Here is a 12693-nt window from a genome sequence, read left to right as displayed (position 1 = left end):
AGTCCTTTCGTGCGGTCAGCTGAGACCGACTCAGATGTCGAGGAAGCGAACGTCCTTGGCGTTGCGCTGGATGAACGAGCGCCGCGCCTCGACGTCCTCACCCATCAGCACCGAGAACAGGTCGTCGGCCTGCGCCGCGTCGTCCAGCGTGACCTGGCCGAGCACCCGGTGGTCCACGTCCATGGTCGTGATGCGCAGCTCCTCGGCGTTCATCTCGCCGAGACCCTTGAACCGCTGGATCGAGTCCTCGCGGATGCGCTTGCCGTTCTGCTTGCCGAGCTCGACGAGCGCGTCGCGCTCACGGTCGGAGTACGCGTACTCGAAGTCGTCCCGGCCCCACTTGATCTTGTACAGCGGGGGGCGCGAGAGGTACACGTGCCCGGCCTCGACCAGGGGGCGCATGAAGCGGAACAGGAACGTCAGCAGCAGGGTGTTGATGTGCTGGCCGTCGACGTCGGCGTCCGCCATCAGGATGATCTTGTGATAGCGGAGCTTCTCGATGTCGAAGTCCTCGTGGACCCCGGTACCGAAGGCCGAGATCAGCGCCTGGACCTCGGTGTTCTGCAGGATCTTGTCGATCCGGGCCTTCTCGACGTTCAGGATCTTGCCTCGGATCGGCAGGATGGCCTGGTACATCGGGTTGCGGCCGGACTTGGCGGAACCGCCGGCGGAGTCACCCTCGACGATGAAGATCTCGCACTGGGTGGGGTCGTTCGACTGGCAGTCGGAGAGCTTGCCCGGGAGGGACGCGGACTCCAGGAGCCCCTTGCGGCGGGTCAGATCGCGCGCCTTGCGGGCCGCGACCCGGGCCGTGGCGGCCTGGATCGACTTACGGATGATGTCCGTGGCCTCGTTGGGGTTGCGGTCGAACCAGTCGTTGAGGTGCTCGTGCACGACCTTCTGCACGAAGGTCTTCGCCTCCGTGTTGCCCAGCTTGGTCTTGGTCTGGCCCTCGAACTGCGGCTCGCCCAGCTTGACGGAGATGATCGCCGTCAGACCCTCGCGGATGTCCTCGCCGGTGAGGTTGTCGTCCTTCTCCCGCAGCAGCTTCTTGTCGCGCGCGTACCGGTTGACCAGGCCCGTCAGCGCGGCCCTGAAGCCCTCCTCGTGCGTACCGCCCTCATGCGTGTGGATGGTGTTCGCGAAGGAGTACACGCCCTCGGTGTACTGCGAGTTCCACTGCATCGCGATCTCGACCGAGAGCAGACGCTCCTTGTCCTCGGCCTCGACGTCGATGACGGTCGGGTGGATGAGCTCGCCCTTGCGGGAGTTGAGGTACTTCACGAAGTCGACGATGCCGCCCTCGTAGTGGTACGTCACCGTCCTCGCCGGCTGCTCCTCCGCCGCCTCGGCGTCGGGGTCGTCGGCGTTCATCGTCGCCTTGGCCGACTCGCGCTCGTCGGTCAGCGTCAGGGTCAGGCCCTTGTTGAGGAAGGCCATCTCCTGGAAGCGGCGCGCGAGCGTCTCGAAGGAGTACTCGGTCGTCTCGAAGACGTCCGGGTCGGCCCAGAACGTCACGGAGGTGCCGGAGTCCTCGACCTGCTCGTGCTTGGCCAGCGGCGCGGTGGGCACACCGAGCTTGTAGTCCTGCGTCCAGCGGTAGCCGTCCCGCTTGATCTCGACCGAGACCTTGGTGGACAGCGCGTTGACGACGGAGACACCCACGCCGTGCAGACCGCCGGACACGGCGTAGCCGCCGCCGCCGAACTTGCCGCCCGCGTGCAGAACGGTCAGGACGACCTCGACGGCGGGCTTCTTCTCGACGGGGTGGATGTCCACCGGGATGCCCCGGCCGTTGTCGATGACGCGTACGCCGCCGTCGGCCAGGATCGTGACGTCGATCGTGTCCGCGTGGCCGGCGAGCGCCTCGTCGACGGAGTTGTCGACGACCTCTTGCACAAGGTGGTGAAGTCCGCGCTCACCGGTCGAGCCGATGTACATGCCGGGGCGCTTGCGGACCGCGTCCAGCCCCTCGAGGACGGTGATCGCGCTCGCGTCGTACGAGGCGTTGACCTCGCCGTTCTCGCCGGCAGCAGTGGACGGGGTGTTCTCGTTGGGGTTGCCGGAATCGGCCACGAAGCGCCCTTTCTGGCACAGCACAAGCCGTCTCTCCGGGCATCCGGGAGCGGCTGCGTCGTTCGACATGTTCCGCAGTGGGCGGGATTACCCACCAGTCTACCGGTACCGCTGACATGAATGGGGGTTTGCCGGTACCTGAGTCCGCATGTGCCGCCCTGAACCGGCGCCTTCCGACTCCCCATATCCGGGAAGGGGCTCCAGGAGGCTCACACCGGCACTCAGCGCTTCCACCTGTCAACCTCCAGCAACGGTGACGGGCACCTCACCCGAGGGGCCGTCCGGGGGACCCCGGGAGCCGGTGGGCAGGGGGTCCGACGAGACCCCGGGCGGAAGCGCGGCGGTCACGACGGCGCCCGCACCGGGCGGTGGCCGAGGGCACTGAGCGTGCGAGGGGGGAGCGGACAGGGGGACGGGCACGGGGGCGGTTCGGGGGCGGTAGGGCCCTGGCCCGCGGCCCTGGCCCGCCGCCGCGCGTTCCGCGGGCCACGGTCCGCGGAACGCGCGGCGGGCGGGGCCCAGGACGCCGGAGCGGCGGAGCCGGGGTTGCCGGGGTTGCCGGGGTTGCCGGGGTTGCCGGACAAGGGGGATAAGGGGACACGGGGATACCGGGATGCGCGGTTCCGCGGGGTGGATAAGGGGACACGGGGGTGCGGGCCCCCTCGTTCGGTCCGGGAGCCGGCACGGGGCCGGCGCCCGGGCGGTACGGACCCGGCCCGCCCGGCGCGGGGCCCGCCCGCCGCACGGTCCGCGGGGCCCGCTCAGCCGTAGGTGTCGCCCGGCCCCGTGCTGCCCGGGGCCCGCAGCGGACCGTATCCACGCCGGGGGCCGCCCGGCCCCAGCACCTTGATCAGGCGTACGGTGCCCTGACCCAGGTCCTCGTTGAGCCGCGCGACCAGTCGCGGCGCCAGCAGGCGCAGCTGCGTGGCCCACGCCGTGGAGTCGCACTGCACCGTCAGCACCCGCTCGTCCGGGTCCTCGTCGTACCGCAGCGGCACACAGTGCTTCGCCAGGTCCTCGCCGACGATCTGGGGCCATCGGCCCATCACGCCACCGACCGCCGCGGGTGTCTCCCAGCCGCGTTCGGTGATGAGGCGGTTGATCGCGGCGCCGAGGGCCATCGGGTCGCGTCCGTCCGCCCGCGCGCCCGAGCGCAGCCCGCCGCCCCGCTTGGCCTGCTTCTTCTGCTGGGCCGCGGCGCCCCGTGCCTTGGCCTGTTCCTTCGCCGCGCGCAGCGCGACGCGCGCCAGGTCCACGCCCGACGACTCGGGCGCGCCCGACGGTGCCTTGCCCGATCCGCCCGAAGAGCCCGGGCCGCCCGGGAGAGAGGGGTTCACAGCCGCTCCACCGTCCCCTCGGAGACCGCGTACCGGGCTCCCGCGAGCACCGCCGGCACGTCGTCGTCGACCGCGGCGGTCACCAGCACCTGCTCGCCGGGGGCCACGAGCTCCGCGAGCCGCTCCCGGCGGCGGGCGTCCAGCTCCGCGAAGACGTCGTCGAGGACGAGCACCGGCTCGTTGCCCTCGCCGCGCAGCAGGTCGTACGAGGCCAGCCGCAGCGCCAGCGCGTACGACCAGGACTCGCCATGGCTGGCGTACCCCTTCGCGGGCAGCTGTCCGAGCTTCAGCGTGAGCTCGTCCCGGTGCGGCCCGACCAGCGTGACGCCACGCTCGATCTCCTGCTTGCGCACATCGGCCAGCGCCGACATGAGGTGCTCGTACAGCGCTTCCCTGCCCTGGGCCTCGCCGTCGCCGGCCCCCCGGTACTCCAGGGTGACCGGACCGCCGCCCGGAGCCAGCTGCTCGTACGCCTTGTCCGCCAGCGGTTGCAGGACGGCGATCAGGTCGAGCCGCTGCGCCAGCAGCTCCGCCCCCGCGCGGGCCAGGTGCTGGTCCCACACGTCCAGGGTGGACAGGTCCATGGACCGGCCGCCGTGCCGCCGTGCCATGGCGGCGGACTTGAGCAGGGTGTTGCGCTGCTTGAGCACCCGCTCGTAGTCGGAGCGGACGCCCGCCATGCGCGGGGAGCGCGCCGTGATGAGCTCGTCCAGGAAGCGGCGCCGCTCGCCCGGGTCGCCCTTCACCAGCGCGAGGTCCTCCGGAGCGAACAGCACCGTCCGTACGATTCCCAGCACGTCACGCGGCCGGACCTGCGAGGACCTGTTGATCCGGGCCCGGTTGGCGCGCCCCGGGTTGAGCTCCAGCTCGACCAGCTGGGACCGTTCGCCCTGGGTCACGGCGGCCCGGATGACGGCTCGTTCCGCACCCATCCGGACCAGCGGCGCGTCCGATGAGACGCGGTGGCTGCCGAGGGTCGCCAGGTATCCGACCGCCTCGACCAGGTTCGTCTTCCCCTGTCCGTTCGCCCCCACGAACGCGGTGACGCCCGGGTCGAGGCCCACCTCGACCCGGGCGTACGAGCGGAAGTCGGCCAGCGACAGATGCGTGACGTGCATGGTGTGCGCCGACCTTCCCCGGCAGTGCCGTGCACTCCGTGCACAGCCTGTGGATCTACTTCTTGGACTCGACCGCGTGGCCACCGAACTGGTTGCGCAGCGCGGCGATCATCTTCATCTGCGGCGAGTCGTCCTGCCGGGAGGCGAACCGCGCGAACAGCGAGGCCGTGATCGCGGGCAGCGGCACGGCGTTGTCGATGGCCGCCTCGACGGTCCAGCGGCCCTCGCCGGAGTCCGCTGCGTAACCCCGCAGGTCGTCCAGGTGCTCGTCCTCGTCCAGCGCGTTGACCGCCAGGTCCAGCAGCCAGGACCGGATGACCGTGCCCTCCTGCCAGGAGCGGAAGACCTCGCGCACGTCGGTGACGGAGTCGACCTTCTCCAGCAGCTCCCAGCCCTCGGCGTACGCCTGCATCATGGCGTACTCGATGCCGTTGTGGACCATCTTGGCGAAGTGGCCCGCGCCGACCTTGCCCGCGTGCACCGAGCCGAACTCGCCCTCGGGCTTCAGCGCGTCGAAGATCGGCTGGACCTTCGCGACGTTCTCGGCGTCGCCGCCGTACATCAGCGCGTAGCCGTTCTCCAGGCCCCACACACCGCCGGAGACACCGCAGTCCACGAAGCCGATGTCCTTGAGGCCGAGCTCGACGGCGTGCTTCTCGTCGTCCGTCCAGCGGGAGTTGCCACCGTCGACGACGACGTCGCCGGGCGAGAGCAGTTCCGCCAGCTCGTCGATCGTGGACTGGGTCGCGGCACCGGCCGGGACCATGACCCAGATGACGCGCGGGCCCTTGAGCTTGCCCACAAGCTCTTCGAGGCTGTGGACATCCGCGAGGTCCGGGTTGCGGTCGTATCCGATGACGGTGTGACCTGCGCGGCGGATGCGCTCGCGCATGTTGCCGCCCATCTTCCCGAGACCGACGAGACCGAGCTCCATCAGAGATTCCTCAATCGTTGTGTGCGAGTTCCTACCCGTGTCCGAGACTACGCCCGGACACGGGTGCACACCTGTGGGGTCAGGCGCTCACTCGACCACTGCCCCGGGCCGCTCAGCCGCTCAGGCGAACCGGCATGATCAGGTACTTGTAGGCCTCGTCCGCCTCCGCGTCCACGGCCGGCTTGCCACTGAGCAGCGCGGGCTTGGTGGAGGTGGTGAAGGAGAGCTGCGCGACCGGGGAATCGATGGCGCTCAGGCCGTCCAGGAGGAAGGTCGGGTTGAAGGCGATCGAGATGTCGTCGCCCTCCAGCTTGGCGTCCACGCGCTCCACAGCCTGTGCGTCGTCGCTGGAGCCGGCCTCCAGGATCAGCACGCCCTGCTCGAAGCTCAGCCGCACCGGGGTGTTCCGCTCGGCGACCAGGGCCACACGCTTGACGGCCTCGACGAACGGCGCCGTCTCGATCACCGCGACCGAGTTGAACTCGGTGGGGAAGAGCGTCCGGTACTTCGGCAGATCGCCTTCCAGCAGACGGGTGGTGGTGCGCCGCCCGGCTCCCTCGAAACCGATGAGACCCTCACCGGCGCCGGAGCCGGAGAGCGCCAGGGTGACCGTGTCACCGCTCGTCAGCGCCTTGGCGGTGTCCAGCAGCGTCTTCGCGGGCACCAGGGCGACCGCGGAGGCGTCCGGCGACTCCGGCTTCCACAGGAACTCGCGCACCGCGAAGCGGTAGCGGTCGGTGGAGGCCAGCGTGACCGTGTCGCCCTCGATCTCGATGCGCACGCCGGTGAGGACCGGCAGCGTGTCGTCGCGGCCGGCCGCGATGGCGACCTGGGCGGCGGCGGAGGCGAAGACCTCACCGGGGACGGTGCCCGTCGCGGTGGGCATCTGGGGCAGTGCCGGGTACTCCTCCACAGGCAGTGTGTGGAGGGTGAAGCGGGAGGAGCCGCAGACCACGGTCGCCCGTACACCGTCTGTGGAAATCTCCACGGGGCGGTTGGGGAGAGCGCGGCAGATGTCGGCGAGCAGCCGGCCGGAGACCAGGACCGTGCCGTCCTCCTCGACCTCGGCCTCGACCGAGACCCGCGCGGAGACCTCGTAGTCGAAGCTGGAGAAGCTGAGCGCGCCGTCCTCGGCCTTCAGGAGAAGGCCCGCGAGCACAGGCGCCGGCGGACGGGCCGGGAGGCTGCGGGCCACCCAGGCCACCGCCTCCGCGAGTACATCTCGCTCCACCCGGATCTTCACCGGAACCGCCTCCTGCTGTTGCTGGCTCGCCCTGCTGGCCTTCGTCGTCGTCCGGCACCGGTGTCCCCGCTGCGGCAGGGACCGGATGCCGGGAACCAGTCTGACGCACGTCGCCGACAGTCGGTGCGGCTCGGGGTCAAATCCCGACGGGAGGTGCCGGACGCTCCGGAGCCGAGTTGTGCACAGGGCCTTCTTCGAAGCGAATTTCCCGGTAACTCTAAGTGGGAGTAGTAGTAGGGCCTGTGGAAACCGTGGATAACGTCATCCGCGCAGGTCAAGGCCGCTTTTTTGTCCACCGCGCCTGTGGGTGGCGCCCGTGGACAACCCGGGGGATCTGTGGACGCCCGAAAGTTCTGCACACCTGATGCACAGCCCACAGGGAGTTCTCCCCAGTCCTGTCCCCAGCTTTACCCACCTTCCCCACAGCCCAACCGACCTCTTTGGTGTGACGGCTTTCACTCGGCGCAGTGAGCTCGGGCGTTTCGTTGCCGAACAGTGGACAGCGGTGTGGAGAAGCTGTGGACCGCCGGGCCGTGCCTGTGGGCCGACCGTGGACAACGTCGGCCGTGCCCTGTGGACAAAAATTTCGTCCACAGCCTGTGGAGCGCGCTTGGCCACAAATCCACAAGGCTCTGACCTGCATCGATACACTTTCCCCCGGGCTGCCTGTGGACGCTGTCGGGACAACTCGACAGTCCCCAGCCTGTGGATTGAAGATCGTCCCAGTATCTGTGGAGAACCCGGCGGCCGCCCGACGTATTCGAACACCGGACGCTGTGCACAGGGCCGTGGAAGCCCGGCCGAGGTCCTGTCGAGGAGGTCCCAGGGCTCCGACGGGGCCTTTCGGGGACCGTTTGAGGAGGCTCCTCCGGGGCCGCGTGAGCCGCCCCAGGCGCTCTGTGCGGCCGACCGGGAGCGGTGTACGCGGCCGGTGCCGCGGCGCGTATGCGGCCGGCGGTGCGGCGGCGAGCGCGCGGGGTGCCGGGCGCACCGGGCGCTGTCCACACCTGGGGACGCGGTGTGCCGGTGATGACGACGACGGAGGGCGCCCCGGAAACGTGTCCCGGGGCGCCCTCCGTCGTCGTCATCCTCGTCTGTGCGGTGCCGGCCACCGGTGAGCCGGGGTTCCGCGCGATCCGTGGGCCGGGTCAGCCGTTCTTGATGCGGTTGGTGAGTTCGGTGACCTGGTTGTAGATGGAGCGGCGTTCCGCCATCAGCGCCCGGATCTTGCGGTCCGCGTGCATCACCGTCGTGTGGTCGCGCCCGCCGAACTGCGCGCCGATCTTCGGGAGCGACAGATCGGTCAGCTCCCGGCACAGGTACATGGCGATCTGGCGCGCCGTCACCAGCACCCGGCTGCGCGAGGATCCGCACAGGTCCTCGACCGTCAGCCCGAAGTAGTCGGCGGTCGCCGCCATGATGGCGCCGGCCGTGATCTCCGGAGCCGCGTCCTCGCCGCCGGGGATGAGGTCCTTGAGGACGATCTCGGTGAGGCCGAGGTCGACCGGCTGGCGGTTGAGGCTCGCGAACGCGGTCACCCGGATCAGCGCGCCCTCCAGCTCACGGATGTTGCGCGAGATGCGGGAGGCGATGAACTCCAGCACCTCCGGCGGGGCGTTGAGCTGCTCCTGGACCGCCTTCTTGCGGAGGATCGCGATACGCGTCTCCAGCTCCGGCGGCTGCACGTCCGTGGTCAGGCCCCACTCGAAGCGGTTGCGCAGCCGGTCCTCCAGCGTCACCAGTTGCTTGGGCGGGCGGTCGGAGGACAGCACGATCTGCTTGTTGGCGTTGTGGAGCGTATTGAAGGTGTGGAAGAACTCCTCCTGCGTCGACTCCTTGCTGGCCAGGAACTGGATGTCGTCGACCAGCAGGATGTCCACGTCGCGGTAGCGCTTGCGGAACGTGTCGCCCTTGCCGTCTCGGATCGAGTTGATGAACTCGTTGGTGAACTCCTCGGAGCTCACGTACCGCACACGCGTCCCGGGGTAGAGACTGCGCGCGTAGTGGCCGATGGCGTGCAGCAGGTGCGTCTTGCCGAGACCGGACTCCCCGTAGATGAAGAGGGGGTTGTACGCCTTGGCCGGCGCCTCGGCGACCGCCACGGCCGCCGCGTGCGCGAAGCGGTTGGACGAGCCGATGACGAAGGTGTCGAAGAGGTACTTGGGATTCAGCCGGGCGTGCGGCTCACCGGGGCCCCCGGCCCCGCCCGCCCCTGTCCCCGCTCCGCTTCCGGGGCCGCCGACGGGCCGCGGGCTCCCCGGGCCTCCGGGACCGCCCGGGCGGTGCTGGGACTGCGGCTCGTGGAGGTCGCGTCGCTCGGGGCGCTGGGGCTCGTACGAGCCGTGCTCGGGTCCCTGGGGTCCCCGGTAGTCGCGGTGCGGCTCCGGCGGCCGCGCCGTCGCGTAGGGGTCGCGCTCCTGGAAGCCGCCGAGGCGCTGCTGCTGCCAGGACAGGTCCTCCTGGCCGCGCGGCCAGGCGCCCGGCTCGGGGCGCTGCTGCTGGTAGTCCGGGTAGGCGGGCCGGGCGGTCGGCAGGCCGCCGTCGGGCATGGGCGGCCGGTGGCCGTAGTTCTCGTACGGTTCACCCTGCTGGCGCTCGTCGTAGCGCGGCGGCTGCTGGGCGGAGGGCGCCTGCGGGGCGGGCGGCGGTTCGCCCACGGAGTCGTCGACGGTGATCGCGATCCGGATGGGGCGTCCGCACTCGCGGCTGAGCGTCTCGCTGATCAGCGGGGCGAGCCGACCCTCCAGGACGCGCTTGCCCCATTCGTTGGGGACGGCGAGGAGGGCGGTGTCGGCCACCAGGGCGAGCGGCTGGCACCGCTCGATCCACTGTTTGTCCTTGGGTTCGATGCCTTGCTGGCCTTCGCCGAGGAGCTGCTCGAGCACGCGTGGCCATACTGCGGCAAGATCGGCAGGTACGTCAGCCACAGGGCACGCTCTCTCACAGGTCCCACGAATGTGTGCTTCTAGGGACGGGATGGGAAGACAGGCAGGAAAGGAATCCGAGTCCAGCCACGGTAGTCGTGGCAGCTCGCGCGGTTCAAGTTGTTGTCCACAGCCTGTGCATAGTGGGGCCCCGTGCGGTGCCGGTTTGACCGGATGGCGTAGCCGCGCGTACCGTAACCAGGTCGAGTTGTCGATGGCTGCTGCCGCCTGCCTCCGATGGGCAAAGATCACGGTCCAGTGATTGTGAAGCGGTGCACTCGGGCGTATTGCGAGCTTCTCGTGGGCGCACGGTGACAGCCAGGCGATGTCCCGCCACCACACGATCATTTCTGGAGCCCCCGAGTGAGCAAGCGCACCTTCCAGCCGAACAACCGTCGTCGCGCGAAGACCCACGGCTTCCGCCTGCGCATGCGTACCCGTGCCGGTCGCGCCATCCTGGCGAACCGTCGCAGCAAGGGTCGCGCCAACCTGTCCGCCTGATCACGTACAGGTCGTGACGTGCTGCCTACCGAGAATCGGCTGAGGCGGCGCGAGGACTTCGCGATCGCGGTACGCCGAGGACGCCGGGCAGGTCGCCCACTCCTTGTCGTACATCTACGAAGCGGTGCAACGGACCCGCACGCGCCTGGGGAGAGCGCTCCCCCGACGCGTGCGGGTTTCGTCGTCAGCAAGGCCGTGGGCGGTTCCGTCGTACGCAACAAGGTGAAGCGCAGGTTGCGGCACCTCATGCGCGACCGGCTGCCCACGCTGCCCCCCGGTAGCCTGGTTGTTGTACGGGCGCTGCCCGGAGCGGGCGACGCCGAGCACGCACAGCTGGCCCGAGACCTGGACGCCGCCTTGCAGCGGTTGCTGGGAGGGGGCGCGCGATGAAGTACCCGCTGCTGGCGCTGATCAAGCTGTACCAGTGGACGATCAGCCCCCTGCTGGGGCCCGTCTGCCGGTACTACCCGTCGTGTTCCCACTACGGATTTACGGCCATCGACCGGCACGGTGCGCTGAAGGGCACAGCCCTGACCGCCTGGCGAATCCTGCGGTGCAACCCGTGGTCGCCCGGCGGTGTGGACCATGTCCCTGCACGTAAGCGCCCGCGCTGGCACGAACTGCTGCGCGGCGTGCTGCGTGGCGGCAAGGGCGGGCCCTCCGCCGAGACGAGCCCGGCCGCAGAGACCTCGCCCAATGCTCAAGGAGCCTGATTAGTGGACACGATTGCCAGTCTGTTCAGCTTCATCACCACACCTGTTTCGTGGGTCATCGTCCAGTTCCACAAGCTGTACGGGGCGATGTTCGGTCCCGACACGGGCTGGGCCTGGGGTCTTTCGATCGTGTCCCTGGTGGTGCTGATCCGGATCTGCCTGATCCCGCTGTTCGTGAAGCAGATCAAGTCGACCCGGAACATGCAGGCGCTCCAGCCGAAGATGAAGGCGATCCAGGAGCGCTACAAGAACGACAAGCAGCGTCAGTCCGAAGAGATGATGAAGCTGTACAAGGAGACGGGCACCAACCCGCTCTCCTCGTGCCTTCCCATCCTGGCGCAGTCGCCGTTCTTCTTCGCCCTGTACCACGTGCTCTCCAGCATCGCCTCGGGCAAGACGATCGGTGTCATCGACCAGCCGCTGCTGGAGAGCGCCCGCCAGGCGCACATCTTCGGTGCTCCGCTGGCCGCCACCTTCACGGACAGCGCGGAGAAGGTCGCGTCCCTCGACGCCTCGATCACCTCGGTGCGCATCGTCACCGCGATCATGATCATCATGATGTCGGCGTCCCAGTTCTACACGCAGCGCCAGCTGATGCAGAAGAACGTCGACCTGACGGTGAAGACGCCGTACATGCAGCAGCAGAAGATGCTGATGTACATCTTCCCGGTCATCTTCGCCGTGATGGGCATCAACTTCCCGGTCGGTGTCCTCGTCTACTGGCTGACCACCAACGTGTGGACCATGGGCCAGCAGATGTACGTGATCAGCCAGAACCCGACCCCGGGCAGCAAGGCGCAGGACAGCTACCTGCAGCGTCTGGTGAAGAGCGTCACGTCCCACGGTGAGGTGCGCGGCCGTCGTCGGCGCGGTGTCGTCCAGGCGATCGTCGCCAAGGGCCCGGACCGCAACGACAACGAGCGCCGGTTCATCACCTCCCTCGCCAAGGCCGGCTTCGCCGCCCAGGCCGACGGCAATGTCACCAAGAGCGACCCCGCCACCGCCGAGGCGGAGAGCAGCGCGGCGGCCCGCCGCCAGCCCAAGCGCCAGACCAAGGCGAAGCGCCAGGCCGGCACCACCCAGCCGGGTGCGGCGGTCGGCAAGACCTCCCTTGAGAAGGCCGAGAAGGCCGAGGAGACGGACGCCCCGAAGCCGGCGGCCAAGTCCGCCTCCGGTTCAGGCGCCGCACGCCAGCCCAAGTCCGGACAGCGCAAGGGCCAGCAGCGGCCCAAGCACCCGTCGTCCAAGAAGTAAGAAGGAGTCCATCCGTGACGGAAGGCACCACCACCTCCGCCGCCGAGGGTGTCGACACCCTGTCCCGCCTGGAGCAGGAGGGTGAGATCGCGGCTGACTACCTCGAGGGTCTGCTCGATATCGCCGACCTCGACGGTGACATCGACATGGACGTCGAGGCGGACCGCGCCGCGGTCTCGATCATCAGCGAATCCGGCAGTCGTGACCTGCAGAAGCTCGTGGGCCGTGACGGTGAGGTGCTGGAGGCACTGCAGGAGCTCACGCGCCTCGCCGTGCACCGGGAGACCGGGGACCGCAGCCGGCTGATGCTGGACATCGCCGGCTTCCGGGCCAAGAAGCGCACGGAGCTCGCCGAGCTGGGCGCCCAGGCCGCGGACGAGGTCAAGAGCACCGGTCAGCCGGTGAAGCTGGACCCGATGACTCCCTTCGAGCGCAAGGTCGTCCACGACGCCGTGGCGGCCGCCGGTCTGCGCAGTGAGTCCGAGGGCGAGGAGCCGCAGCGCTTCGTCGTCGTGCTCCCTGCCTGACCCCATCGTTGTCATCGGCCCCGTCTGTTCGCAGGCGGGGCCGATCTTTGTCAGCCTGTTAGTCAG

At 69.3% G+C, this 12693-nt stretch carries 11 protein-coding genes; 5 read left to right on the top strand and 6 right to left on the bottom strand.

The features are described 5' to 3' along the window. Nucleotides 1-30: 30 nt before the first annotated feature. From gyrB to dnaA, 6 genes are all read right to left on the bottom strand, one after another. On the bottom strand, nucleotides 31-2100 hold the full coding sequence (gene gyrB, locus PUR26_RS18315) for a DNA topoisomerase (ATP-hydrolyzing) subunit B (protein ID WP_329873525.1): 2070 nt from the start codon (nucleotides 2098-2100) through the stop codon (nucleotides 31-33). 737 nt (nucleotides 2101-2837) lie between these two features. Next, entirely contained in the window at nucleotides 2838-3413 is a 576-nt protein-coding gene (locus PUR26_RS18310; RefSeq protein ID WP_329873460.1) for a DUF721 domain-containing protein, read from the bottom strand. Then, nucleotides 3410-4531, bottom strand: coding sequence for a DNA replication/repair protein RecF (gene recF / locus PUR26_RS18305; protein ID WP_329873459.1), 1122 nt, complete (start codon nucleotides 4529-4531; stop codon nucleotides 3410-3412). The genes PUR26_RS18310 and recF overlap by 4 nt, the downstream gene beginning before the upstream one ends. A 55-nt stretch (nucleotides 4532-4586) precedes the next feature. After that, nucleotides 4587-5465: a phosphogluconate dehydrogenase (NAD(+)-dependent, decarboxylating) gene (gnd, locus tag PUR26_RS18300; protein WP_329873458.1), complete on the bottom strand. Its 879-nt coding sequence runs from the start codon at nucleotides 5463-5465 to the stop codon at nucleotides 4587-4589. A 112-nt stretch (nucleotides 5466-5577) separates the two neighbouring features. Continuing rightward, nucleotides 5578-6708, bottom strand: a complete 1131-nt coding sequence (gene dnaN, locus PUR26_RS18295) for a DNA polymerase III subunit beta (RefSeq protein ID WP_329873457.1) — start codon at nucleotides 6706-6708, stop codon at nucleotides 5578-5580. Between the two features lie 1148 nt (nucleotides 6709-7856). Continuing rightward, the gene (dnaA, locus tag PUR26_RS18290; protein ID WP_329873456.1) at nucleotides 7857-9635 is read right to left on the bottom strand and encodes a chromosomal replication initiator protein DnaA; all 1779 of its coding nucleotides are present in this window, start codon (nucleotides 9633-9635) and stop codon (nucleotides 7857-7859) included. A 360-nt stretch (nucleotides 9636-9995) separates the two neighbouring features. On the opposite strand from dnaA, the gene rpmH reads away from it, so the two are divergent. The 5 genes from rpmH to PUR26_RS18265 are packed head-to-tail and all read left to right on the top strand — an operon-like array spanning nucleotide 9996 to nucleotide 12627. After that, a complete protein-coding gene (rpmH, locus tag PUR26_RS18285; RefSeq protein ID WP_018846094.1) occupies nucleotides 9996-10133 on the top strand; it encodes a 50S ribosomal protein L34 in 138 nt (45 codons plus the stop codon). Between the two features lie 18 nt (nucleotides 10134-10151). Then, on the top strand, nucleotides 10152-10523 hold the full coding sequence (gene rnpA, locus PUR26_RS18280) for a ribonuclease P protein component (protein WP_329873455.1): 372 nt from the start codon (nucleotides 10152-10154) through the stop codon (nucleotides 10521-10523). Then, a complete protein-coding gene (gene yidD / locus PUR26_RS18275; protein WP_329873454.1) occupies nucleotides 10520-10846 on the top strand; it encodes a membrane protein insertion efficiency factor YidD in 327 nt (108 codons plus the stop codon). Before rnpA ends, yidD begins: the two co-directional genes overlap by 4 nt. Nucleotides 10847-10849: 3 nt before the next feature. Beyond that, nucleotides 10850-12100, top strand: coding sequence for a membrane protein insertase YidC (yidC, locus tag PUR26_RS18270; RefSeq protein ID WP_329873453.1), 1251 nt, complete (start codon nucleotides 10850-10852; stop codon nucleotides 12098-12100). A 14-nt stretch (nucleotides 12101-12114) separates the two neighbouring features. Further along, nucleotides 12115-12627 (top strand): Jag family protein, encoded by a 513-nt coding sequence (locus tag PUR26_RS18265; protein ID WP_329873452.1) that lies wholly within the window; start codon nucleotides 12115-12117, stop codon nucleotides 12625-12627. Nucleotides 12628-12693: the final 66 nt, after the last annotated feature.

Source organism: Streptomyces sp. SP18CS02 (assembly GCF_036322365.1).
Lineage (GTDB): Bacteria > Actinomycetota > Actinomycetes > Streptomycetales > Streptomycetaceae > Streptomyces.
This window is presented reverse-complemented; position numbering and strand designations above follow the sequence as displayed.